Here is a 25,229-nt window from a genome sequence, read left to right on the forward strand (position 1 = left end):
TGAACATGAAAAAACATACAAATCTTAATATTAAGTCGTGCTTTGCCGCTGCAGTTATGGCTAGCATGCTATTTACAGCTTCCTGCAAAAAAGGCTTCCTTGACGTACCACCACAAGGACAACAGCCTGCCATAGAGTTCTGGAAAACTCAGGACGATGCTACCAAAGCCGTAAACTCCATCTACGCAAACCTACGCAGCTGGAACAATGTGGCCTTCAATGCCATCGCAATAGAAAGCACCGGTTCCGATGAAGCCGAAAAAGGAAGTACTCCTACGGACGCCACCTTCTTCAATGCTTTTGAAAACTTTACAGCAACTTCCCAGGAAGGTTCTGTTCAGGATTTCTGGTCAGGGCAATACCAAAACATCAATCTATGCAATAAAGTACTGGACAACATTCCTGCAATCACAATGGATGAAGCACTGAAAGCAAGGTACATTGCTGAAGCCAAGTTTGTACGTGCCTATTCCTATTTCCGTTTAGTTCGTGCCTATGGCAATGTTGTATTGAGGTTAGCATCTCCTAAAGACAACACCGAATACAACCTGCCACAATCGGACAAAGCCACTGTTTACGCACAGATTGAAAAAGACCTTACAGAGGCTGCTGAGGTGTTACCTCAGAGTTATGGTGCACAGGATGTGGGCAGAGCTACTAAAGGTGCAGCCATCGGCTTACATGCAAAAGTGGCCTTATACCAGAAGAAATGGGCGGATGTATTGTCGCTTACAAATACAATAATGGGTATGGGTTATGACCTGTTTCCAGATTATGAAAAACTCTTCAGGGTGGAAAATGAAAACAGCGTAGAATCTTTATTTGAAGTTCAGGCTGCACTGGTTGCAGGAAATCCAGATGCTTCCAATTCTCAGTACAGTCAGGTTCAGGGAGTAGCTGGCATCATGGGCTGGGGCTTTAACACACCTTCAGCAGCATTGGAGGCAGCATTTGAGACAGATGATCCAAGAAAACAAGCCACCATTTTGTTTAAGGGAGAAGAGACTCCACAGGGAGACCTGATACCGACAACCGTACCTAATGAGAGGTACAATCAAAAATCATATGTACCATTTAATACACGTGTATCCGGATTCAATGAAGGTGCTCAGCAGAATTTCCGTGTACTGAGGTTCGCGGATATCCTGTTAATGAATGCTGAAGCCGCAAATGAGCTTGGAAACTCGACTCAGGCACTCACCTCTTTGAATAGGGTTCGCGCAAGAGCAAGGGGCGGTAATGCGAATATCCTTCCGGATGTGACAGTTACTGATCAAACTGCGCTCCGCAATGCCGTTTACAAAGAAAGACAAGTTGAACTCGCTATGGAGAACGACCGCTATTTTGACGTCATCCGTCAGGGACGCGGCCTGGAAGTATTCGGTCCCAAAGGATGGAAGGCCAACAAGAATGAAGTATGGCCAATCCCAGCAAAAGAGATTGACCAAAGTGGTGGCCTGCTTGTTCAAAATCCAGGTTACGCAAACTAATTACACACTATCTAAATTCCAGAAGGTTGCCACAGCTTAGGCGGGCAACCTTTTTTTTAATCCATTCTTTTCTTAAGCTGCTGCAACATGAACAGATCAAACCGTTTTTTCCTTCATTTATTTTCCTTCCTCACGTTCCTTGCTTTATCATCCACTGTAGGTTGTGCTCAAAATAAAAAAGATATATCTGTACCCTCAGATCCGAAGATTAGAAAAAACCTGAGCGATGAACAGTTGCTGGACCTTGTCCAGAAACAAACCTTCCGCTATTTCTGGGATTTCGGGCATCCTGTAAGTGGCATGGCCCGTGAGCGGAGCAATAAATCATTCGATTATGGCGATGAAGTGGTCACCACAGGTGGAACCGGATTTGGCATCATGTCTATCATCGTTGCTTCAGAAAGAAAGTTCATCAGCAGGGAGCAGGCAGCTGAAAGAACAAAAAAAATTGTTGACTTCCTTTGGAAGGCAGACATGTACCATGGGGCATTTCCCCACTGGCTAAATGGAGAAACAGGTAAAACCATCCGCTTCAGTCCAAAAGACGATGGCGCCGACATCGTTGAAACCTCCTTCCTTTTCCAGGGACTACTCACTGCGCGACAATATTATACTGCCGATAACGCAGTAGAGAACGACATCAGAAATAAAATTCTCTGGATGTGGGAAGGTATAGAGTGGAACTGGTTTACGCAAAACCAGAATGTGCTGTACTGGCATTGGAGCCCAAATAATGGATGGAGCATGAACCATCAGATCAAAGGATGGAACGAATGCCTGATCACCTACATCATGGCTGCATCGTCACCAAAAAATGCAATCAGCAGACGTGTCTATGAAGATGGCTGGGCAAACAGCAATACTTTTTACAACGGAAAAAAATTTAATGACATCACCTTACCACTTGGTTTTGACTACGGGGGACCCTTGTTCTTTTCACACTACTCTTTCACAGGACTTGATCCGAGGGGTTTGAAAGACAAGTATGCCGACTACTGGGAACAAAACAAGGCACATACCCTCATTAACAGAGCCTACTGCATAGAGAATCCAAAAAAATATAAAGGGTATAGCGCAAACAGCTGGGGCCTTACCGCCAGTGACAGCTGGCAGGGATATGCTGCACATTCACCAACAGAGGATCTTGGTGTCATCACCCCTACTGCTGCACTCTCTGCTTTTCCTTATACACCAGAGTATTCCATGCAGGCACTACGGCATTTCTATGAGGACCTTGGAGACAAGATCTGGACTCCCTACGGTTTTGCTGATGCCTTCAGTGAGGAACACAACTGGGTAGCAAAATCACATCTGGCAATAGACCAGGGACCTATTATTGTCATGATTGAAAACTACCGGACGGGATTATTATGGAAATTGTTCATGAGTAGTCCCGATGTACAGCGGGGTCTCAAATCCCTGGGATTCGAATCACCGGCAATCAAATAATTACATCATGGCTATACTAAGGTATCTATCGGCTTTTTGTTTGCTTTCGCTCTTCATGATTGATGGAAAGGCACAGCAGCAGACCTACTGTAATCCTATCAACCTGGATTATGGTTATACCCCCATCCCCAACTTTGCCACACAAGGCAAACACAGGGCTACAGCCGACCCGGTAATCGTTACCTATAAAGGAGACTATTACCTGTTTTCGACCAACCAGTGGGGATACTGGTGGAGCAACGACATGAGTCACTGGAACTTTGTATCACGCCGTTTCCTACGCCCGGAGCATAAGGTTTATGACGACCTCTGCGCACCATCCGTGTGGATACAAGGAGATACCATGTTGGTTTTCGGCTCCACGTATGCAAAGAACTTCCCCATCTGGATGAGCACCAATCCCAAAAAAGACGAATGGAAGGAAGTGGTCCATGATTTTGAGATCGGTGGCTGGGATCCTGCTCACTTTGTAGATGATGACGGCAAACTGTATATGTACAATGGCAGCAGCAACTCTTATCCACTGTATGGCATTGAACTCAACAGGAAAACCTTCCAGCCTATAGGCACCAGAAAGGAACTGCTCCTGCTGAATGACGAACGATATGGCTGGCAGCGTTTTGGTGAATACCTTGACAATACTTTTCTCGACCCCTTCATGGAGGGTGCATGGGTCACCAAATACCGCAATAAATACTACCTGCAGTACGGCGCTCCCGGCACCGAGTTTAGCGGTTATGCCGATGGCGTAGCCGTTTCAGACCAACCATTAGGCCCATATGAACACCAGTCGCTCCCACTATCCTATAAACCCGGCGGTTTTGCGCGCGGTGCAGGCCATGGGGCTACCTATCAGGATAAATGGAAAAATTACTGGCACATTTCCACCATCGCCATTTCTGTAAAGAATAACTTTGAAAGAAGGCTGGGCATCTGGCCCGCGGGCTTTGACCAGGATGCAGTAATGTATATGGATGCTGCTTTTGGCGACTATCCCCACTACCTTCCCACCAGAGTCACAGATCACCTCAAAAGTGGCTTCACCGGCTGGATGCTGCTCAATTATAACAAACCACTCACTGTCTCCTCAACGTACGGCGGTTATGCGCCAAATTATGCCGTTGATGAAAATATCAAGACCTATTGGAGTGCCGCCTCCGGCAACGCTGGAGAGTGGATCCAGACCGACCTGGGCAATGTATCCACAGTAAAAGCGGTGCAGCTGAACTACGCTGATCAGGACGCTGCCTTCCTGGGTAAACAGCAAGGCATTTATCACCAGTACAAACTCTGGTATTCCCAGGACGGACGGAGCTGGAAAATCCTCGAAGACAAAAGCAAAAATCAGAATGATGTTCCGCATGACTACCTGGAGTTAAAACAGCCTGTGAAAGCGAGGTACCTCAAACTCGAAAACATCCACATGCCAACGGGAAAATTTGCCATCAGCGGTTTCAGGGTGTTTGGAAAAGGTCCGGGTAAAACGCCCGACCCCGTTAAAGATTTCATCGTGCTCCGTACCGAAAAAGACAAACGCAGTGCCTGGCTCAAATGGACATTGGACGACCAGGCCTATGCCTACCAGATTCACCTCGGCACTGAGCCCGATAAGCTGTACAATTCGATTATGGTATACGGCGCCAACGATTATTGGTACAAGGGCATGGACAAAGAAAAACCCTATTACTTTTGCATAGAGGCTCTCAATGAAAATGGGGTATCCTCAAGAACAAAAATTATTAAAGTTAACTAATCAACATCATATGAGCAGATCCCACTTATTTTTCGCCCTACTTCTAACCTTAATGGCCTCCACCCCTGGCATACAGGCACAGGAAAAACCATTCTGGAATGAAATACAGAACTTTCAACGGCTCGACAGCATCGCTCAGCCGCCGACACATGCCATTGTATTTGTTGGCAGCTCCTCCATCAGAATGTGGGATACCCTGGAAGCACAATACAAATCCTATCCGGTCATCAACCGCGGTTTTGGAGGCTCAGACCTGGTTCAGGCAAACGCTTACATCAACGAACTTGTTATAAAATATTATCCACGGCAGGTTGTCATCTACAGTGGTGAAAATGACATTGCCGCCGGTGCTTCCGGCGAAGAGACTTACAAACGTTTTGTGACTTTCTACAACAACCTCCGCCAGCATCTTCCAAAGGTACCCATTGAATATGTATCGATTAAAATGAGCCCTTCCAGGATGAAATATGTCAAAGAAGTCATCCTTGCAAATGAGCTGATCAGCAAACACCTTAAGAATGAAAAAAACAGCCATTTCATAGAGGTTAATGCACCCATGCTCAATAAACAGGGGCAGCCGAGACCAGAATTGTTTAAGGAAGACATGCTGCACATGAAACCAGAGGGCTACGCGATCTGGACAAAACAGATTACGCCTTATCTGAAGAAAAAGTAACAAATGAATGCACAATAAACCATACAACATGAAACTGAGATACTTATATCTGTTAACAGGACTGCTCTGTGCCGGAACGGGTTTCGCGCAACAGAAGAAAGCTGTGACTGCAAAACCGACGAAAATGGACATCTTCATTAACAACCTGATGTCAAAAATGACGATTGATGAGAAGATTGGCCAGCTGAACCTGCTTACTGGTGGTGAAGCGACCACAGGGTCTGTAGTCAGTACCAACGTGGAAGACAAGATCAAAAAAGGACAGGTAGGAGGAATGTTTAGCATGACTACGCCATCAAAGATCCGTAAAGCACAGGAGATCGCCGTTAATAATACCCGGCTGAAGATCCCGATTATCTTCGGCCAGGATGTCATCCACGGGTATAAGACGACCTTTCCGATCCCTTTGGGCCTTTCCTGCACCTGGGACATGTCATTAATTGAGCGTTCTGCAAGAATCGCTGCTGCGGAAGCCACCGCCGACGGACTGAACTGGACCTTCTCTCCAATGGTGGACATCTCCAGGGATCCACGTTGGGGAAGGATCTCCGAAGGGTCGGGAGAAGATACTTTTCTCGGTTCCGAGATCGCCAAAGCAATGGTCAAAGGTTATCAGGGAGACGATCTCTCTAAATATAACACCATGATGGCCTGTGTAAAACACTTCGCTTTGTATGGTGCTGCGGAATCCGGCAGGGATTACAATACGACAGACATGAGCCTTGACAGAATGTATAACGACTACCTGCCTCCTTATAAAGCAGCTGTTGATGCGGGAGCTGGAAGTGTAATGGTCTCCTTTAACGACATCAACGGTGTACCTGCTACGGCCAATAAATGGTTGATGACTGACCTGCTGAGAAAACAATGGGGATTCAACGGCTTTGTAGTTACGGACTATACCGGCATCAATGAGTTGGTAGAACATGGTCTGGGTGATTTAAAACAGGTGTCCGCACTATCATTGAATGCCGGTGCAGACATGGACATGGTGGGTGAAGGATTTCTAACCACCTTAAAGAAATCAGTGCAGGAGGGTAAAGTAAAACAACAACAGATTGACAAAGCCTGCAGACTTATTCTGGAGGCCAAATACAAACTCGGCCTCTTCGAAGATCCATATCGCTACTGCAATGAAGAGCGTGCAAAAACGGAAATCCTGAAACCCGAACACCTTCAGGCTGCCAGGGCAGCCGCAGCTGAAAGCTTCGTCCTGTTAAAAAACCAAGGTCAGGTGTTGCCATTGAAACAAAGCGGTACAATTGCACTGGTTGGTCCTTTGGCGAATACAGGAGCAAACATGCCCGGTACATGGAGTGTAAACAGCGACCTTGCAAACACGATCTCCCTTCTGGAGGGGATGCAGAAAAATGCTGGTGCTAATGTTAAAATCCTGCATAGCCTGGGCTCAAACCTGGTCTCTGATGCTACCTATCAGGAACACGCTACGATGTTTGGCCGTGAAATCCCAAGAGACAACCGCCTGGAAAAGGAGATCATTGATGATGCACTCTCTGTAGCAAAAAAAGCAGATGTCATTGTTGCTGCCCTTGGCGAAAGCTCCGAGATGAGTGGTGAAGCATCCAGCCGTACCAGTCTGGACATTCCTGATAGCCAAAAACGATTATTGGAGGCTTTATTGAAAACCGGAAAACCAGTGGTCCTGGTATTGTTCACCGGCCGCCCCCTAACCCTTACCTGGGAGAATGAAAACGTTCCTGCCATCCTGAATGTCTGGTTCGGTGGAACTGAAGCTGCAAATGCCATTTCTGATGTATTATTCGGAAAGGTAAATCCTTCAGGGCGTCTTACGACCACCTTCCCGCAGAACGTGGGTCAGGTACCGATCTATTATAGTCATAAAAACACAGGACGCCCCCTTGAAGAAGGAAAATGGTTTTCCAAGTTCCGCTCCAACTACCTGGATGTCAGCAACGAGCCCCTCTATCCATTTGGGTATGGCCTAAGCTATACCACCTTCGGATACAGCAATTTAAAACTGAGCAAATCCAACTTTAAAGCTGGCCAGCAGATACAGGCAACAGTAACCGTAACCAACACCGGAACGGTAGCAGGAAAAGAAGTCGTTCAGCTATATATCCGCGACCTCGTGGGCAGTTCCACGCGTCCTGTCAAACAACTGAAAGGATTTCAGAAGATCAGCCTCAATCCTGGGGAAAGCAAGGAAGTCAGCTTTCAGATTACGTCAGAAATGCTGAAATTTTACAATGCTGACCTTAAATTTGTTGCTGAGCCGGGAGACTTTAAAGTGTTTATTGGTGCAAACTCAAGAGACAACATGAGCGGAGACTTCAAATTGACCCTATAACATTACATTGGCAATACCATGTTAAACCCCCGTATGAAGATTTCATACGGGGGTTCTTTTTTTAACCAGCTGCAATTTACACCATCTTCGATATCAATTCCACCGCTAATCCGCACACAAAAAAGCAGTGGGTCAACTTAAACTAAAGCACCGTTTTAGCTGATTTGATTTATCTTTCGGTAAGATTCCGTAATTGTGTATTTTAGTAAAATGAATCAGACCAGACACATCGCTGCATTTATGTTGTTGCTTCTTGCCCTGACGGCAAAATCACAGGATTTCAGAAAATATGATAGGGGGAGCTTTAACAAAGGTAAGGATACCATTTCCTACCGCATCCTGTTTCCTGAAAACTTCGATGCAAACAGGCAATATCCGATCCTGTTTTTTCTGCATGGTTCCGGTGAAAGGGGAAATAACAACGAGGCTCAGCTGACTCATGGCGGGCAACTGTTTCTCAGGGAGGATATCAGAAAGGAATTTCCGGCAATTGTGGTATTCCCACAGTGCTCAGCAGACAGCTATTGGTCAAATGTAAATATTATTACTGACAGCACCGGCAAGCGCAGCTTCAACTTCCAGGAGAAAGGTAAACCTACAAGAGCAATGTCAGCGCTGCTTGGTATGATTGATAACTTTATGGATAAGCCCTTTATTGACCGCAGCAGGGTATACGTTGCAGGTCTTTCCATGGGGGGGATGGGATCTTATGAGCTGTTGAGGCGCAAGCCAAAATTGTTTGCGGCCGCGATAGCGATTTGCGGAGGTGACCATGTGGCCAATGTGCGCAGGTACAAAAATGTACCACTATGGATCTTTCATGGAGAGCAGGACGATGTGGTGCCTGTAGTTCACTCGACCACCATCTCAGACCAATTAAAAGTATTGGGAAAACCAGCACGACTGACCTTATATCCTATGGCCAATCACAACAGCTGGGATAATGCTTTTGCAGAACCCCAGCTCTTGCCCTGGTTATTTTCTCAGGAGAAAAAACGATAATTAGTCGGCCATGTTGTGATACACCGCCTGAACATCATCATCTTCCTCCAGTTTGTCAATCAGTTTGAATACATCAACAGCCTGCTCTTCGGTGATCGGGCTTGTTGACAACGCAATACGCTCCAGCTTCGCACTTTTCATTTCCAGGCCGGTATCCTCCAGTGCTTTCTGCATCTTGCCGAAGTCTTCGAATGCCGTTTGTACCACAGCGATGTCGTTCCCTTCTTCATCAGCCTCAAGATAAAGTTCTTCAAGACCTGCATCAATCAGTTCAAATTCCAGCTCTTCGAGGTCTTTCTCCCCAGGCAGGAACCTGAAGATAGACTTGCGGCTGAAGATAAAATCAAGAGATCCTGTCTTTCCAAGCGTACCACCTGTTTTGTTGAAATAACTGCGCACATTGGCCACAGTCCTGTTGGTATTATCCGTTGCGGTTTCGATCAGGATGGCAACACCGTGCTGCGCATACCCTTCGTAAACATACTCTTCATATCCATTTTCATCTTTGTTAGATGCCCTTTTGATGGCAGCATCTACCCTGTCTTTAGGCATGTTTACCGCCTTGGCATTTTGGATCGCTGTACGTAAGCGTGAGTTGGTATCCGGGGATGGACCACCATCTTTCACGGCCATAACAATCTCCTTACCAATCCTGGTAAACTGCACAGCCATTTTCGCCCAGCGTTTAAATTTCCTTTCTTTTCTGAATTCGAATGCTCTTCCCATTGTATATTTTATTTAAGGATTCCCTTATTAATGATTTATTTGTAAGTTTTTCAACATGTCGGCCGTCATCTTGGTCAGGTCAAATTCCGGCTGCCATCCCCAGTCGTTGCGCGCATAACTATCGTCAATAGAGCGTGGCCAGCTATCGGCAATCAGCTGACGCGGGTCATTTTCCTTGTAGGTAAGCGTAAAGTCTGGAATGTGTTTCCTGATTTCCGCAGCGAGGACTTCAGGTGTGAAGCTCACTCCTGCAAAGTTATAACTGGAGCGGATGGAAATCTTGCCGGCTTCAGCATCCATCAGTTCTATTGTACCACGGATGGCATCGTCCATATACATCATCGGCAGTTCGGTCGCTGCATTCAGGAATGAAGCATAACTGCCTTTAGTCAGCGCATCATGGAAGATGTGGATCGCATAATCGGTTGTGCCACCACCAGGAGCAGCCTTCCAGCTGATCAGTCCCGGGTAACGTATGCTGCGCACATCCAGGCCAAACTTCTGGTTGTAATATTCGCACCAGCGTTCACCTGCGAGTTTACTGATGCCATATACCGTGTTGGGATCCATTACACAATACTGAGGGGTATGGTCTTTTGGGGAATTCGGACCGAAAACAGCAATGGAGCTAGGCCAGTATACCTTTGCCGTTTTATAAGTGATGGCAAGGTCGAGAATGTTAAGCAACCCATTCATATTGAGGTCCCAGGCCAGCTTCGGATTCTGCTCTCCTGTAGCCGACAATAACGCGGCGAGGAGATAAACCTGTGTAGGTTTGTATTTTTGAAAGATGTTATTTAAGATATCCTTTTCGAGCACGTTTACAAACTCAAAAGGACCAGAGTTTTTAATATCATAATCAGGTCTGCGAATATCACAGGCAACAACATTATCCTCACCATAGGTCTTGCGTAAGGCTGTTACCAGTTCCGTGCCGATCTGACCGTTAGAACCTAGTACTAATATTTTCTCAATCATGAATAATTTGGATTTTGACAAAGTTAAAAAAACGAAACAAACCTATATAAAATGTTTATTATTATATTTACCGATAACCACATCAATCAAATATGAGCCAGGAGCCAGGATTACATGATCCCTTATTCGTGCGTCTTAAGGCGGGCGATGAGCAGGCTTATGTAGCCATTTACAATAAATACAGCAAGTTTTTGCTCCAGGCTGCCTACAATAAAATCAGAAATAAAATTGTTGTTGAGGACATTGTGCAGAACATTTTCATTTCTATATGGGAGAAAAGAGAACAGCTTGAGGTACAGGATGCCAGGCATTACCTCCTGGGTTGTTTGCGGTTCAGCATCATCAACTATATCCGCAGCCAGATCGTCGAAAATAAATACATCAGCTTCAGTCAGACCGGGCCACAAACGGAAACAGATCTATTCAGCAAGATAGAGGTGGATGACCTTTCCAACATCATTGAAGAAGGCATCCGCTCGTTACCGGACAAAACGCAGGAAATCTTCAGGCTCAGCAGGTTCGAACACCAGTCAGCAAAAAAGATCTCCTTCGCACTCAACATCTCCGAAAAAGCTGTCGAATACCACATCACGCGTTCCCTGAAACTCATCAGGGCGTACCTGAAGAACTACTATCCGCTGATCTTCATGTTCCTCTACCTATAACTGTCCCCAGATTTTTCGACATTTTTTTTATGCCTAAAAATCAATTAGTTACACAATAACCAAAAAAAAAAAAACAAATCACCTTTAGGGTATCGGTGGGTTTAGGTTACTTACATATATCAACCAAATATAACTTCCATCATGAACAAGAAATCCTTTCTCGATTTATTGGATCGTTATCAACATCAGCATTGCTCAGAGAATGAAAAACTCTTTGTCGAACACTGGTATGAATCGCTGGACCAGGAAGATGTCGTCCTGTTGAATGAAACAGAACTCTCTGCAATGAGTGACAACATCATCAACAGATTATATGAAAATATTGCACACCAACCGCGTTCATTCGTCGCTGATTCCTCACTTTCACAACCTGTGCTTCCTTTAACGGAAACCACTCAGGCTACTGTCAGGTCAATCAACTGGACACGTGTATCCGTTGCCGCGTCCGTCGCCATCGCCTTTATCGCTTCATTTCTCTACGTGATGAACTACAACTCATCCAGGCACTATTTTGAACGCGACAATAAATCGTCGGTGCTGATGTCAAGCGTAAACAACTCCGATCGCCCCATTACCTTAAAACTGAGTGACAGCAGCATGGTTACCCTGCAACCTGGCGCAGGCATCACTTATCCTGTGAAATTTGCGGTCGCAGAACGAAGGGTCTTCCTTCATGGGGATGCATTCTTCTCTATCAGCAAAAATCCAAAACGTCCCTTTCTGGTATACAACAATAACCTGCGTGTAAAAGTATTGGGCACCAGCTTCTACGTCAGGGAAGCCGACGCTGCCGTTAGCGTCCGTACAGGAAAAGTACAGGTCAATGAAAATTCATGCCGCCGATTGTTCCATATGCCTGGTAAGAAAACACCAGGCGTACTGCTGACACCAAATCAAAAAGCCGAGTTCAGCGCCAACCGACATGAAATCCGTAAAAGCCTGGTGGAAAAACCTGAGCCACTGAAACACCTCAGCACCGGACACCAGCAAATGGTGTTTTCAGAAAGTCCTTTAAGCAGAGTGCTGGCCACTTTAGCATCAACCTACGGTGTAACCATCAGCATGGAGAACCAAATACCCAGCGAATGTACTTTCACCGGCGACATTAGTAGAAAAGAACTTTTCGAGCAATTAAGTCTGGTATGTCAGTCAGTTTCAGGAAGCTACGAGGTCAAAGGAACAGAGATTATTGTCAGGGCAGGCGACTGCAAGTAAGAAGGGCAGCACAATACGAATTCACAAGAATACACCATCAATAAATAACCAAATTTAAACCTAATCATTTTATGAAAACAAGCTTTACCACAGACTCACCTTAAGCAGGGCCAGCATTCTATTTTCCATAATTAATATCAGTATATAAAAAAGCCGGCAATGTGGGGCATTGCCGGCCGAATAAGAACCATCAGAGATGGCTCCTGGTATTACTATGTCCAATAAATCCGATTTATTAATGAACAACGAATAAAGTTATGAAAAAAAACCAGTTTATTTCCTTAGCAATCTATGCAATGAAATTTTCGATATACCAGATAATTGCCATTTCCATCTTTAACATCACCGCCTTTTCGAAAGGCGTAGATGCACAGGGGGTCCTGGACAAGCAGCTTTCCTTAAAAGCTGAGCAGCAAAACATTAAAACCATCATCGATAAAGTGGAGGAGCTTACTCATGTAAAATTTGTTTATGGTCCCAAGTCGATCAATTCCAGCAGGAGGACCTCTATCCATGCCGTGAATGAAAAGCTAGGCGGCTTCCTTGAGAAACTGCTGAAACCCTATGATGTCAGCTATAAAGTGATCAATGACCGCATTTTACTATATGCAGACAACGATGGTAGCACGACGCAGCTCGTTGATGTCATTGTGAACGGAAAAGTTTCCGATAGCAAAGGCAGTGGATTGCCGGGCGTGAGTGTCTCCTTAAAGGGGACAACAACCGGTACGCTGACAGATGTCAATGGGCAGTTTGCCCTAAAGGTGGCGACAGCAGGCAACTACACCATCAGCTTTACCTATATCGGGTACATCACGAAAGAGGTCAACATCAACATCAATGAAGCGCAGAAGCCGATTGAGATTTCGCTTTCGGAGGATGCTTTGCAGCTTGACGGCGTGGTGGTTACCGGCGGTGGTAACCCTAAAAAGAAACTGGAATCCAGTGTGGCACTGACCTCCATCAGCAATAAGGACATCGTCAACAGGGCTCCACTGAACAGCATCGACCTCCTGAAAGCCGTACCCGGACTGACTGTGGAGAGCACTGGTGGTGATGGTCCGGGCAACGTTTGGGTGAGGGGCTTCCCACAACAGGGAGGATATATTTTCCTGGGCATCCAGGAAGATGGCCTACCACTATTGCCTACGGGCTTTAACTCTACACCTTCCATCGATCAATATTACAAAACCGACCTGACCATACAGAATGTAGAAGCCATCAGGGGTGGCAATGCCTCTATCATCCAGGCCAATACTCCTGGTGCTGTGGTCAACAACATCAGTTATGCCGGTGCCGAGAAAGCATATGGACAGTTTAAATTTACCACCGGTCTTTCTCAGGGTTTATATCGCGTAGATGCAAATACAGGTGGTAAACTCAGCGATTTGGTGAAGTATAACATCGGAGGTTTCTACCGCAGCGACAACGGGGTGGTAAATCCTGGCTTCAAACCAGCAAATGCCGGTGGACAGATCAAAGGGAACATGACTTTCAGCTTCAAGAACAACAAAGGTTTTGTACGCGTATATGGAAAATACCTGAACGATAAAGTGCAGTGGTTACTCACCAGTTACTACCCTTATGACGGAACGGGAAAACCACGTAAATATGGAAATTTCGACATGGTTACCCAGTCGATCACGCCAATGCAGACTGCATGGGAATATAGCGACCCAACCGGAAAATCACATTCTTTTAACCTGGAAGATGGCATGCATACCCGTCTGGGCTCCGGGGGGTTCCAGTTCAACTATACGACAGACAACGGATGGCAGATGGTGAATAACTTCCGCTATCAGAATACCCATACCAATAGCACCTCATCCACACCTGTTGGCATCACAGCAAGAACCACAACCACACCTTATTATTACACAAACGGCGAAGCAGCACCTTTTGCCGCCGGAGACCAGGTCATTACCAACTCATCGGGTGGACAGCTCAACAGCGACGTTCAGATTGTGGATTACCTGGACCTGAAAAAAACCATTAAAAACCATAGCATCAACATCGGTGGAGGGGTACATATTTACAATAGGGATGACCTTCGATACGCATTCAGGACCTATTCGGAATTTAAAGAAAATCCAAACATCCTGATCCAGGCGCCGGCAAACAGCTCCCGCATCATTCAGACAAAAACAACCTTTATCGGTGATACCAGGACACTTTCTGCCTACGCAAGCGATGAAGTGAAACTGGGTGAGCAATGGAGGGTAGACCTCGGTGTCAGGGTGGACAACCAGAATGTAGACGGTAAAAGACCTTTTTATGCTTTTAATACCGATGGAACGCCGAACTACAGGGCAGCATCAAACCCTACCATTGCGGGTTATACCGACTATAACGAAACCATCACCAACTGGGCCGCTTCTATTGGACTGAACTACAAAATAAATACCACGTCCAGCTTATTTGCAAGAGCTACAAGGGCCTACAACGCACCAAATATTGCTGATTATAATGCTACTGCTTACAATCCTGACAACATTAAGGACCGCCCGGTATACCTTGCAGAACTGGGTTATAAATACGCAAAGAATGACCTGGCCATATTTGCTTCAGGAAGTTATTCAGCCATCAAGAATGTTTCCCTAGCCATCAATGTACCTACAACAGCAGCGGGTCTTCAGGCGCTGATCGCCTTTGGTTCCACCAGAACATGGAGTGCGGAATATGAAGTATCCTACAAATTATTTAAACCGCTGAGCCTGAGATTCACAGGAACCATTCAGGACTCAAAATATACTGACTACACGGCTTCAACAGCATCAAATGCCGCAGTTGCTGCAGAATTTGGCGACAGGACCTACAGCTTCACAGGCAACAGGACGGAACGTGTACCAGTGATCAATACAGAGCTTTCTGCAAATTATGAATTCGGAAAAGCAAACCTGTACGTTTCAGGAAACTACATTGGCAGCAGGTTCACCTCTCCAAGCAGCAGTTACAAACTTCCTGCATACATCATCATGCGTGGTGGTGCAGGTTATAAACTGGCGAAAAAAGTAGACATGAGGTTCTGGGTAGACAACCTGCTGAATGCACGTGTGCTGACCGAAGGAGATGTCCGGGGAGATCAATTCCGTGACTTCTCCGCAATCACACCAGGCACATTGCAAATTGGAAGGACGTTATTGCAACGTACTTTCTGGGCTTCATTAGCCTATTCATTTTAACGATCAGATTTCGCCATCCTGAGATTAATCAGGATGGCGAATATCAATTGTCAACATTCAACATCATATTGATATGAGTACTAGAAGAAAGTTTTTACAGCAAACAAGTATAGCCGCAGCAGCGGCTTTTCTGGGTCAGTCGGCATTTGCCTCTTCCCTTTCTCGAACTTCAACCGTTTCTCCGCTGGAGGGTGCAGGAATTGATAAGCTGGGCATACAGTTATTTACACTAAGAGATGTCCTGAACAAAGACGTCAAAGCGGTCATTCCAAAGCTGGCCACCATTGGATACAACAATGTTGAAACCTACTACGGGTATCCCGGAGCTTACACCACCAAAGGTTTCTGGGGGCTTGACGCCAAAGAATTCAAGGCATTATTGAGAGATAATGGCATGAGCAGCCCTTCCGGCCATTACAATGTAACTGAGTTCCTGACAGAAGGCGGCAATGAAGAAATGTTGAAGAATCATATTGAAACCGCTGCTTCCGTCGGGCAGCATTATTTTGTGATCCCTGCAGTTCCAACTCCCGTCAGGCAGGACGGCACTGCCGAAGACTATAAAAAGCTTGCCGTCAAATTTAACCGGGCTGCAGAATTGTGCAAGACTTCTGGCCTGAAGCTCGCTTACCATAACCACAATTTCGAATTCAAACCACTGGGTGATACCGATGGGTATACCATTCTCCTTAAAGAAACCGATCCCGCACTGGTCAGCTTTGAACTGGACCTCTTCTGGGCGATCAATGCAGGCAAGGATCCGCTCATTTTATTCAATGAAAACAAAGGAAGATTTAAAATGTGGCATGTGAAAGATATGGATAAGGCCGATAAAAACGTTTACACTGAAGTAGGTAGCGGCAGCATCAACTTTAAGCCGATCTTTGCTGAGGCAAAAAAGGCAGGACTAGCGCATATTTTCATCGAACAGGACGTCATCAAGATTGATCCCTACGATAGCGTTACGCAAAGTATTGCCTATGTAAAGCGTCAATTATTGCGACAGTAACAAAAATATTATATAGTTACTTTAACGTGTAATGTTGACACTAACCAGTATTTTTTTACTAATATTACAAAACGAACACATATTTAACCTATATAAACACCATCAAAACCGCCTAAGTATGGACAGACGAGAAGCTGTAAAGAGTGTTGCCTTTTTATTGGGGGGCGCACTATCTGCAACTACTATCGGAGTATTTTTAGATAGTTGCAATTCACCATCCACTAAAACAAATGGTAAGTTATTTTCCGCGGATCAGGAGTTGATGCTTGCTGAAGCTGCAGACATCATCATTCCAACCACGACATCCCCGGGTGCGAAGGCTGCCGGTGTGGGTCCATGGATCGCCATGATGATTAAAGAATGTTATCCTGAAGACGCACAAACCGCCTTTACCAAAGGATTAGAGGACCTCGAAAAGCAGTCGAAAGACGCCTACAAAAAGTCATACCTCGAAATTACGGTTGCCCAGCGACAGGAGCTCATGAATAAATTGAGAGAAGAGACCATTGCAAATACTAAAATTGACCAGGAAAAGCTGGACAAAGAATACCAGGACCTTAACCAGAAAAAATCAGAAAAGGAAAATCCCGGACAAGCCATGCTGCCAAAGGATAAACCGAAGACGGCGCCGAACTTCTTCGCCATCTTGAGGGACCTCACCCTCCTGGGCTACTTTACCTCCGAAATCGGCGCTACAAAAGCTTACGATTATGTGCACATCCCTGGACGTTATGATGGATGTGTAGATCTGAAACCAGGTCAGCGAGTTTGGGCATAAACCTTTTTATCAAATAAAAAATGAGCAATCTAAATACTAAGGCAACAGCACAGAACACCTATGATGCCATCGTTGTCGGATCAGGAATCAGTGGCGGCTGGGCTGCAAAAGAACTTACCGAAAAAGGACTGAAGGTCCTGCTCCTTGAGCGCGGCAGAAACATTGAACATATAAAAGACTATACCACGGCGATGAAAAAGCCATGGGAATTTGAACACCGCGGCCGCCTGACCGAAGCGCAAAAAGAAGCACACCCGGTACAGAAGAGAGATTATCCTTACCAGGAGTTTAATGAAAGCTTCTGGGTAAATGACCACGATTGCCCTTATACAGAAGTTAAACGTTTTGACTGGTACAGGGGTTTCCACGTTGGTGGAAAATCATTGATGTGGGGCCGTCAGAGCTACCGCTTCAGCGACCTGAATTTTGAAGAAAATGCAAAGGATGGGCATGGTGTAGACTGGCCAATCCGTTATAAGGACCTCTCTCCATGGTATGACTATGTAGAGAAGTTCATTGGTGTGAGTGGATCGAACGAAAACTGGCCAGCACTGCCAGACGGCCATTTCCTGCCACCAATGGAGATGAACTGTGTAGAGAAAGATGTAAAAAAACGTATTGAGTCCAAATGGGCAAAATCGCGTATCATCACCATGGGACGTACAGCAAACCTGACTGTAGAACATGGTGGCAGGGGCAAATGTCAGTACCGCAATCTGTGCAGTCGCGGATGCCCTTTTGGTGCCTACTTCAGTACCCAATCCTCTACCCTCCCTGCAGCAGTCGCTACCGGCAACCTGACCTTACGTCCTTTCTCCCTGGTGAACACCATCATCTACGATAAAGAAACACAAAAGGCCAAAGGGGTAGTGGTTATTGACTCAGAAACCAAGGAAACCATTGAGTATTTTGCGAAAATTGTATTCGTAAACGGCTCTACCCTGGGATCTACCTTCCTGCTACTGAATTCCACTTCTGATGAACATCCCAACGGGCTGGGCAATGGCAGTGGCCAGCTGGGACATAACCTGATGGACCACCACTTCCGTTGTGGTGCTTCAGGACGTGCCGAAGGCTTTGACGACAAATACACTTATGGAAGACGTGCCAATGGGATTTACGTACCGAGGTACAGAAATCTTGGCAATGAAAAACGCGATTATGTAAGAGGGTTCGGTTACCAGGGCGGTGCAAGCCGCGGCAACTGGCACTCTGAGATTGCAGAGATGGCTTTCGGTGAGGAGTTTAAAAATCTGATGACTACACCGGGTGCATGGACCATGGGCCTTGGTGGATTCGGTGAATCTTTACCTTATTTCGAGAACCGCGTATACATCGATAAAGATAAAAAAGACAAATGGGGTCAGCCTGTGCTTGCCATCGACTGCGAGTTTAAAGACAACGAAGCAAAAATGCGCGTTGATATGATGAACGATGCGGCCGAGATGCTCGAGGCTGCCGGCATCAAGGATGTTAAAACTTACGACAATGGTTCTGCCCCAGGTATGGCCATTCACGAAATGGGTACGGCACGTATGGGCCATGACCCTAAAACATCTGTACTGAACAAATGGAACCAGATGCACGAAGTGAAGAACGTATTTGTTACCGACGGTTCCTGTATGGCTTCAGCAGCGTGTCAGAATCCTTCGCTTACCTATATGGCCCTTACAGCCAGGGCTTGCGACCATGCGGTAACAGAGCTGAAAAAAGGCAACCTTTAAAATTTTGCCTGTGATGACTAAAGTCATTGCGGGCTTCATTTTTTTAACGAGATTTATAACCTGTGTACTAAACAGTACTAACATTAAAAAATAAAAATATTCTGATGACGAACAGAAAGATGAGAATGGGCATGGTTGGTGGTGGCAAAGATGCCTTTATAGGCGCCGTTCACCGCATTGCTGCAAATATGGATGGGCAGGTAGAATTTTGCTGCGGAGCCCTGAGCGTGAACCCCGAAGTTGGCCGCGAATCTGGCAAAGCGTTGTTTCTTGATGATGACCGCATTTATTCGGACTATATGGAGATGATCGAAAAAGAAAGCCAGCTACCTGAAGGGGTACGGATGGACTTCCTAACCATTGTTACTCCCAACTTCGCACATTTTGCTCCTGCAATGATGGCCCTTGATCATGGTTTCCATGTCGTTATCGAAAAACCAATCGCTTTATCTCTCGACGAAGCAAAACAACTCCAGCAGAAAGTGGACGAAACAGGACTGGTATTGTGCCTCACACATACCTATTCCGGCTATCCGATGGTCAAACAGGCACGTCAGATGGTGAAAGAAGATAAACTCGGTGCCATCCGTAAAGTGATGGTAGAGTACCCTCAGGGATGGTTGAGCACTCTGACTGAAAAAGAAGGAAACTCCGGCGCAGCCTGGCGTACCGATCCTGCAAAGAGTGGTAAAAGCGGGTCTATGGGTGACATAGGCACACATGCTGCACAGCTTGCTGAATACATCTCCGGATTAAAGATCACCAAACTGTGTGCTGACCTCAACATTGTCGTACCTGGAAGAGGCCTTGATGACGATGGCAACGTATTGCTGAAGTTTGACAACGGCTCAAATGGCGTACTGATCGCCTCACAGATTGCTGCGGGTGAGGAAAATGCACTGAAGATTAAGGTATATGGAGAAAAAGGCGGACTGGAGTGGCACCAGATGGAGCCAAACACCCTGATCTTAAAATGGCTGGACCAGCCGGCACAGATCTACAGAACCGGAAACCCATATCTTTCAGACATTGCCAAACACAATACCCGTGTTCCCGGAGGACATCCTGAAGGTTACCTGGAGGCTTTCGGAAACATTTATAGAAATTTCGCGTTAACAATATCGGCCCTCAGAAAAGGAGAACAGCCTACGGAAGCCATGCTGGACTTTCCAAGAGTGGAGGATGGCGTAAGAGGAATGGCTTTCATCGACTCTGTTGTGGCTTCCTCGCAATCCGATCTGAAATGGTATGATTTTACACTATAGCAAATGACAACAATCAAAGGACCCGGCGTTTTTTTAGCCCAGTTTATTGGAGACGAAGCCCCTTTTAATTCCCTGGAATCCATCTGTGAATGGGCAGCAGGACTGGGCTTCAAAGGAATACAAATGCCTACGCTCGACGAACGTTTCATCAACCTGCAGCTGGCTGCGGAGAGTAAAACTTATGCGGATGAGCTGAAAGGCAAAATCCAGTCGTACGGATTGGAAATCACAGAACTGTCGACACACCTGCAGGGGCAGCTGGTTGCCGTAAACCCGGCTTATGACCTGGCATTTGATGCCTTTGCTCCTGAACCATACAAAAATAACCCCAAGGCACGTACCGAATGGGCAGTGCAGCAACTGAAATATGCAGCGAAGGCATCACAAAATCTGGGGCTGAATGCACATGCAACCTTCAGCGGATCGCTATTGTGGCACATGTTCCACCCATGGCCCCAAAGACCGGAAGGTCTTGTGGACGCCGGCTTTACGGAACTAGCCAAACGCTGGATGCCGATCCTGAATGAGTTTGATACCTGCGGCGTGGATGTTTGCTACGAGATCCACCCTGGGGAAGACCTTTTCGACGGCATCACCTATGAGATGTTCCTTGAAAAAGTAAACAATCACCCCCGTGCATGTCTGCTGTACGACCCCTCACACTTCGTGCTGCAGCAGCTGGACTACATTCAATACATCGACTTCTATCACGAAAGAATCAAGGCCTTCCATGTGAAGGACTCCGAATTTAATGCTACCGGCAAACAAGGAACCTTCGGCGGATACCAAAGCTGGGCCAATCGTGCAGGAAGATACCGCTCCCCGGGTGACGGACAGGTTGATTTCAAAACCATTTTTAGTAAATTGGCGCAGTACGATTACCAGGGATGGGCAGTAATGGAATGGGAATGCTGCATCAAAGATGCGCAGGTTGGCGCAGCAGAAGGATCGGTGTTCATCAAAGACCACATCATCAAAGTGACCGACAGGGCCTTTGATGACTTTGCAGCCTCCGGAGGTAATGACGATTTTAATAAAAAAATCTTAGGTTTAGCTTAATTTAAGAAACACCAGGTAGAATAACACACAAAACCCCAATAAATAAAATGAAACAGAACTTATTTATCGCAGCCTGCTTCGCCGCCGTATTAGCCTCATGTGGTGGAAGCCCAGAATCCCGTTCAACAAGCACTACATCAACAAGCACATCCGTGGACACCGGCACTACCGTGGCCCCCGCTACGCCATCAGCAAAGCACCCTGGAGAAATCCTGATTGCGAAGTCTGACTGCATCGGATGCCATAACAAAGTGCAGAAAGTGGTGGGTCCTTCCTACACTGAAGTTGCTGAAAAATATACCAACGACGACAAAACTGTTGCCTTACTTGCCGACAAGATCATCGCGGGTGGTAAAGGTGTTTGGGGTGAAGTACCGATGACACCACATGCAAGCCTGTCGAAAGACGATGCCAAGGAAATGGTAAAATATATCCTATCTCTCAAAAAATAAACCTCCTTAAACCTTACCTGATATGGAAGAAAACAAAAAAAACCAGGAAGCTACCTCCAGACGTAGTTTTCTTAAAACTACAGCGATTGCAGCTTCGGCTTTTATGATTGTTCCCCGTCATGTATTGGGCGGTAAAGGATTCCTTGCGCCAAGCGACAGGCTGATTATTGCAGCCATCGGCGCCGGTGGTAAAGGAAAATCCGATATTGAAGGTTTTTACAATAGCGGAAAGGCCGACATCGGCTTCCTCTGTGATGTCCACGACTCCAGGGCTGCAGCTTCAGTGAAGGCCTTTCCTAAAGCAAAATACTACCGCGACTTCCGCGAGATGCTGGACAAGGAATCGAAAAACTTCGATGCCGTTTCCATATCTACACCTGACCACAACCACTTCATCCAGACCATTGCAGCAATGCAGCTGGGCAAACACGTGTATGTGCAAAAACCATTGACACACGACATTTTTGAAGCACGCGCACTTACTGCAGCTGCAGCAAAATATAAAGTGGTTACCCAAATGGGAAATCAGGGCGCTTCAAATGATGGCCCTCGTCAGATGAAAGAATGGTATGATGCCGGACTGATTGGTGACGTACACACCGTATATGCATGGACAGACAGACCGGTATGGCCGCAAGGCATTGCATGGTCGGCCAACAGGGCTGAAGTGCCTAAAGACCTGAACTGGGACCTGTGGCTGGGTACTGCACCATACAAGGAATATGTAGATAAGCTGGTTCCTTTCAACTGGCGTGGATGGTGGGACTATGGAACTGGTGCCCTCGGAGATATGGGATGTCACCTGCTGGAAGCTCCCTTCAGCGTGCTCAACCTGAAATATGCTTCTCAAGTAGAGGCCAGCGTCGGATCGGTATACGTGGATGAGTTTAAACGCGGTTATTTCCCTGAAAGCTGCCCTCCATCAAGCCACGTTACGCTGAAATTCCCGAAAACAAACAAGACCCAGGGTGACGTTACCGTACACTGGATGGACGGTGGAATCCAGCCGGAAAGACCTGAAGAACTGGAAGCAAATGAGACTTTCGGCGATGGAGGTAATGGAACGCTGTTTATCGGTACCAAAGGTAAGATGATGTCCAGCACCTACAGTGCAGACCCCCGTCTCCTTCCGTTGAGCAAAAACAAAGACATCAAAGTGCCTGAACGTTTTGCACGTGTAAAAGGTGGCGCCAACGGCCACTATGCACAGTGGGTAGAAGCCTGTATCGCAGGATATGGCAAGAAAGAGCTGAGCTCTCCTTTTGAAATCGGAGGGCCATTGACTGAAGCACTGCTGATGGCCAACCTTGCCATCCGTGGTACCGATGTACAACGCAGAGATAGCAATGGCAAGATCAGTTATCCAGGCAGGTATACCAAACTGCTGTGGGACAACACCAACATGAAGGTGACCAACTTCGATGAAGTCAACCAGTTCGTGAAAAGAGAATACCGCAAGGGCTGGTAATCAGCCCCTGCAAACCACATCAACACTAAAACAACACACAACATGAAAAAATACATTGTATCGGCACTACTATTGACTGCAATTGCAGGCGTAAACACTATTCAGGCCCAGTCTGTAAAAAAAGGATTTAAAGCGCTTTCTGATGGAAAAACCACCGCAGGATGGCATACATACGGACAGGCGACTGCCGGCGAGAAATGGAAGGTAGAAGATGGAGCCTTCCACCTGGACCCTTCTGTACAAAACGGCGGCGGCGACCTGATTACGGATAAAGAATACACCAACTTCCACTTGATCTACGACTGGAAAGTGGCCCCGAATGCAAACAGCGGTGTCATCTTTTACGTAAAGGAAGACAAAGAAAAATACCATGCTACCTATAGTACGGGACTGGAAATGCAGGTGATCGACAATGACGGACACCCTGATGCAAAAAATGTTAAACACCGCGCTGCCGACCTTTATGACATCATTGCCAGCAGCTCCGAGCCCGTAAAACCTGTTGGCGAGTGGAACACTGGTGAGATCATCAGCAAAAATGGCAAACTGGAACTTAAATTAAACGGTGTCACCGTGGTAAAAACCACGCTGTGGAATGATGACTTCAAAGCATTACTTGCAAAAAGCAAATTCGCGACATGGAAAGATTTTGCAGCTTTCAAAACCGGAAAAATTGCACTTCAGGATCATGGAGATGAAGTTTGGTACCGCAACATCATGATTAAAGAATTGTAAGCTAAAAGGGAAATTTATAAACCAAATATGAACTTAAACAACCGCATCAAATTGTCAGCCATGATGTTCCTGGAATTTTTCATCTGGGGTGCATGGTTTGTCACACTGGGAACCTTCATCGGTCATAACCTGAGTGCTACGGGAGGCCAGAGTGCCGCTGTATTCTCTACACAGTCGTGGGGCGCCATCATTGCCCCCTTTATCATTGGATTAATTGCCGACAGGTTTTTTAATGCTGAAAAGATTCTCGGTGTGCTGCACCTGATCGGAGCCGTGCTCATGTACCTCATGTACAATGCCGCTAACATAGATGTCTTCTATCCTTATGTGCTGGCGTACATGATCCTGTTCATGCCTACGCTTGCCCTAGTCAACTCGGTATCTTTTAATCAGATGAAGGATCCTGAAAAGGAGTTTTCCACCATCAGGGTATTCGGTACCATTGGATGGATTGTAGCAGGCCTTTTAATCAGCTTTATATTCCATTGGGATTCACCGGAGGGTGTATCCGCAGGATTGCTGAAAAACACATTTCTGATGGCTGGTATCGCTTCGGCAGTTCTGGGATTGTTCAGCTTTGCATTACCAAAAACCCCACCTAAAGTTACGGCAGGTGAAAAGGTGAGCATCTCCCAGATCCTGGGGTTGGATGCATTGAAGCTCCTTAAGGACAAAAACTTCGCGATCTTCTTTGTTTCCTCTATCCTGATCTGTATTCCCCTGGCATTTTACTACCAGAATGCGCATCCATTTTTGACAAATGTAGGCCTGGAAAACCCAACGGGAAAGATGACCATCGGACAGGTATCGGAGGTATTGTTCCTGTTATTGCTACCGGTATTTTTCACAAAATTCGGTTTCAAAAAGACGATTCTTGTAGGCATGTTGGCATGGGGCGTACGTTATGCGTTGTTCGCCTACGGAAATGCAAATGAGCTGAGTTTTATGCTGATCATTGGTATTGCCTTACATGGTATATGTTATGACTTTTTCTTCGTATCTGGTCAGATTTATACAAACTCCGCTGCCGGAGAGCAGTATAAAAGTGCCGCGCAGGGACTCATCACGCTGGCAACCTACGGTGTAGGTATGCTCATCGGGTTTGAAGTAGCGGGAGCAATCACGGATGCTTATAAACTGGCTGATGGTAGTTTTGACTGGAAAATGGTGTGGATCATTCCTTCAGGAATTGCCTTTGTAGTATTTCTGCTCTTCGCGTTGTTCTTCAACGACAAGAAAAAAGTTGCAGTAAAGCCTTAAAGGATTGACTAAAT

At 46.2% G+C, this 25,229-nt stretch carries 20 protein-coding genes; 18 read left to right on the top strand and 2 right to left on the bottom strand.

The features are described 5' to 3' along the window. Positions 1 to 5: 5 nt before the first annotated feature. The 6 genes from PBAL39_RS15780 (at position 6) to PBAL39_RS15805 (ending at position 8,699) form a co-directional block, all read left to right on the top strand. A complete protein-coding gene (locus PBAL39_RS15780) occupies positions 6 to 1,490 on the top strand; it encodes a RagB/SusD family nutrient uptake outer membrane protein (RefSeq protein ID WP_039866804.1) in 1,485 nt (494 codons plus the stop codon). 87 nt (positions 1,491 to 1,577) lie between these two features. Continuing rightward, positions 1,578 to 2,939: a glucoamylase family protein gene (locus PBAL39_RS15785; protein WP_008243258.1), complete on the top strand. Its 1,362-nt coding sequence runs from the start codon at positions 1,578 to 1,580 to the stop codon at positions 2,937 to 2,939. Between the two features lie 7 nt (positions 2,940 to 2,946). Then, entirely contained in the window at positions 2,947 to 4,692 is a 1,746-nt protein-coding gene (locus tag PBAL39_RS15790) for a family 43 glycosylhydrolase (RefSeq protein ID WP_198139837.1), read from the top strand. Positions 4,693 to 4,702: 10 nt separating this feature from the next. After that, positions 4,703 to 5,368: a GDSL-type esterase/lipase family protein gene (locus tag PBAL39_RS15795; RefSeq protein ID WP_157274054.1), complete on the top strand. Its 666-nt coding sequence runs from the start codon at positions 4,703 to 4,705 to the stop codon at positions 5,366 to 5,368. Positions 5,369 to 5,396: 28 nt separating this feature from the next. Next, the gene (gene bglX / locus PBAL39_RS15800; RefSeq protein ID WP_039866835.1) at positions 5,397 to 7,697 is read left to right on the top strand and encodes a beta-glucosidase BglX; all 2,301 of its coding nucleotides are present in this window, start codon (positions 5,397 to 5,399) and stop codon (positions 7,695 to 7,697) included. 210 nt (positions 7,698 to 7,907) lie between these two features. After that, positions 7,908 to 8,699 carry a prolyl oligopeptidase family serine peptidase gene (locus tag PBAL39_RS15805; RefSeq protein WP_008243266.1) on the top strand — a complete coding sequence of 264 codons (792 nt, stop codon included), beginning with the start codon at positions 7,908 to 7,910 and terminating at the stop codon, positions 8,697 to 8,699. Here PBAL39_RS15805 and PBAL39_RS15810 read toward each other — a convergent pair whose 3' ends face one another. Both PBAL39_RS15810 and PBAL39_RS15815 read right to left on the bottom strand, forming a co-directional pair. Next, a complete protein-coding gene (locus PBAL39_RS15810) occupies positions 8,700 to 9,425 on the bottom strand; it encodes a YebC/PmpR family DNA-binding transcriptional regulator (protein ID WP_008243268.1) in 726 nt (241 codons plus the stop codon). A 27-nt stretch (positions 9,426 to 9,452) separates the two neighbouring features. Next, complete coding sequence (locus tag PBAL39_RS15815) at positions 9,453 to 10,403, bottom strand: NAD-dependent epimerase/dehydratase family protein (protein WP_008243270.1); 951 nt, start codon at positions 10,401 to 10,403, stop codon at positions 9,453 to 9,455. Positions 10,404 to 10,495: 92 nt separating this feature from the next. On the opposite strand from PBAL39_RS15815, the gene PBAL39_RS15820 reads away from it, so the two are divergent. The 12 genes from PBAL39_RS15820 to PBAL39_RS15875 all read left to right on the top strand — a co-directional run bounded on the left by PBAL39_RS15820 (position 10,496) and on the right by PBAL39_RS15875 (position 25,215). After that, the gene (locus PBAL39_RS15820) at positions 10,496 to 11,068 is read left to right on the top strand and encodes a sigma-70 family RNA polymerase sigma factor (RefSeq protein WP_008243272.1); all 573 of its coding nucleotides are present in this window, start codon (positions 10,496 to 10,498) and stop codon (positions 11,066 to 11,068) included. 141 nt (positions 11,069 to 11,209) lie between these two features. Continuing rightward, entirely contained in the window at positions 11,210 to 12,283 is a 1,074-nt protein-coding gene (locus PBAL39_RS15825) for a FecR family protein (RefSeq protein ID WP_008243274.1), read from the top strand. A 296-nt stretch (positions 12,284 to 12,579) separates the two neighbouring features. Next, positions 12,580 to 15,465: a TonB-dependent receptor gene (locus PBAL39_RS15830; RefSeq protein ID WP_232282969.1), complete on the top strand. Its 2,886-nt coding sequence runs from the start codon at positions 12,580 to 12,582 to the stop codon at positions 15,463 to 15,465. 73 nt (positions 15,466 to 15,538) lie between these two features. After that, a complete protein-coding gene (locus tag PBAL39_RS15835) occupies positions 15,539 to 16,474 on the top strand; it encodes a sugar phosphate isomerase/epimerase (protein WP_008243276.1) in 936 nt (311 codons plus the stop codon). Between the two features lie 118 nt (positions 16,475 to 16,592). After that, entirely contained in the window at positions 16,593 to 17,252 is a 660-nt protein-coding gene (locus tag PBAL39_RS15840) for a gluconate 2-dehydrogenase subunit 3 family protein (RefSeq protein WP_008243277.1), read from the top strand. A 20-nt stretch (positions 17,253 to 17,272) separates the two neighbouring features. Continuing rightward, positions 17,273 to 18,976 carry a GMC oxidoreductase gene (locus tag PBAL39_RS15845; protein ID WP_008243278.1) on the top strand — a complete coding sequence of 568 codons (1,704 nt, stop codon included), beginning with the start codon at positions 17,273 to 17,275 and terminating at the stop codon, positions 18,974 to 18,976. 104 nt (positions 18,977 to 19,080) lie between these two features. Further along, positions 19,081 to 20,241 carry a Gfo/Idh/MocA family protein gene (locus PBAL39_RS15850; RefSeq protein WP_039866807.1) on the top strand — a complete coding sequence of 387 codons (1,161 nt, stop codon included), beginning with the start codon at positions 19,081 to 19,083 and terminating at the stop codon, positions 20,239 to 20,241. Between the two features lie 3 nt (positions 20,242 to 20,244). Then, positions 20,245 to 21,300 (top strand): sugar phosphate isomerase/epimerase, encoded by a 1,056-nt coding sequence (locus PBAL39_RS15855; RefSeq protein WP_008243283.1) that lies wholly within the window; start codon positions 20,245 to 20,247, stop codon positions 21,298 to 21,300. 47 nt (positions 21,301 to 21,347) lie between these two features. After that, the gene (locus PBAL39_RS15860) at positions 21,348 to 21,752 is read left to right on the top strand and encodes a c-type cytochrome (RefSeq protein WP_008243285.1); all 405 of its coding nucleotides are present in this window, start codon (positions 21,348 to 21,350) and stop codon (positions 21,750 to 21,752) included. Between the two features lie 22 nt (positions 21,753 to 21,774). Beyond that, a complete protein-coding gene (locus PBAL39_RS15865; RefSeq protein WP_008243287.1) occupies positions 21,775 to 23,220 on the top strand; it encodes a Gfo/Idh/MocA family protein in 1,446 nt (481 codons plus the stop codon). A gap of 42 nt (positions 23,221 to 23,262) precedes the next feature. Further along, positions 23,263 to 23,955, top strand: a complete 693-nt coding sequence (locus tag PBAL39_RS15870; protein WP_008243289.1) for a DUF1080 domain-containing protein — start codon at positions 23,263 to 23,265, stop codon at positions 23,953 to 23,955. 27 nt (positions 23,956 to 23,982) lie between these two features. Next, positions 23,983 to 25,215, top strand: a complete 1,233-nt coding sequence (locus tag PBAL39_RS15875; protein ID WP_008243295.1) for a nucleoside permease — start codon at positions 23,983 to 23,985, stop codon at positions 25,213 to 25,215. The last annotated feature ends 14 nt before the right edge of the window (positions 25,216 to 25,229 follow it).

Source organism: Pedobacter sp. BAL39, from assembly GCF_000170795.1.
Taxonomy (GTDB): Bacteria; Bacteroidota; Bacteroidia; order Sphingobacteriales; family Sphingobacteriaceae; genus Pedobacter.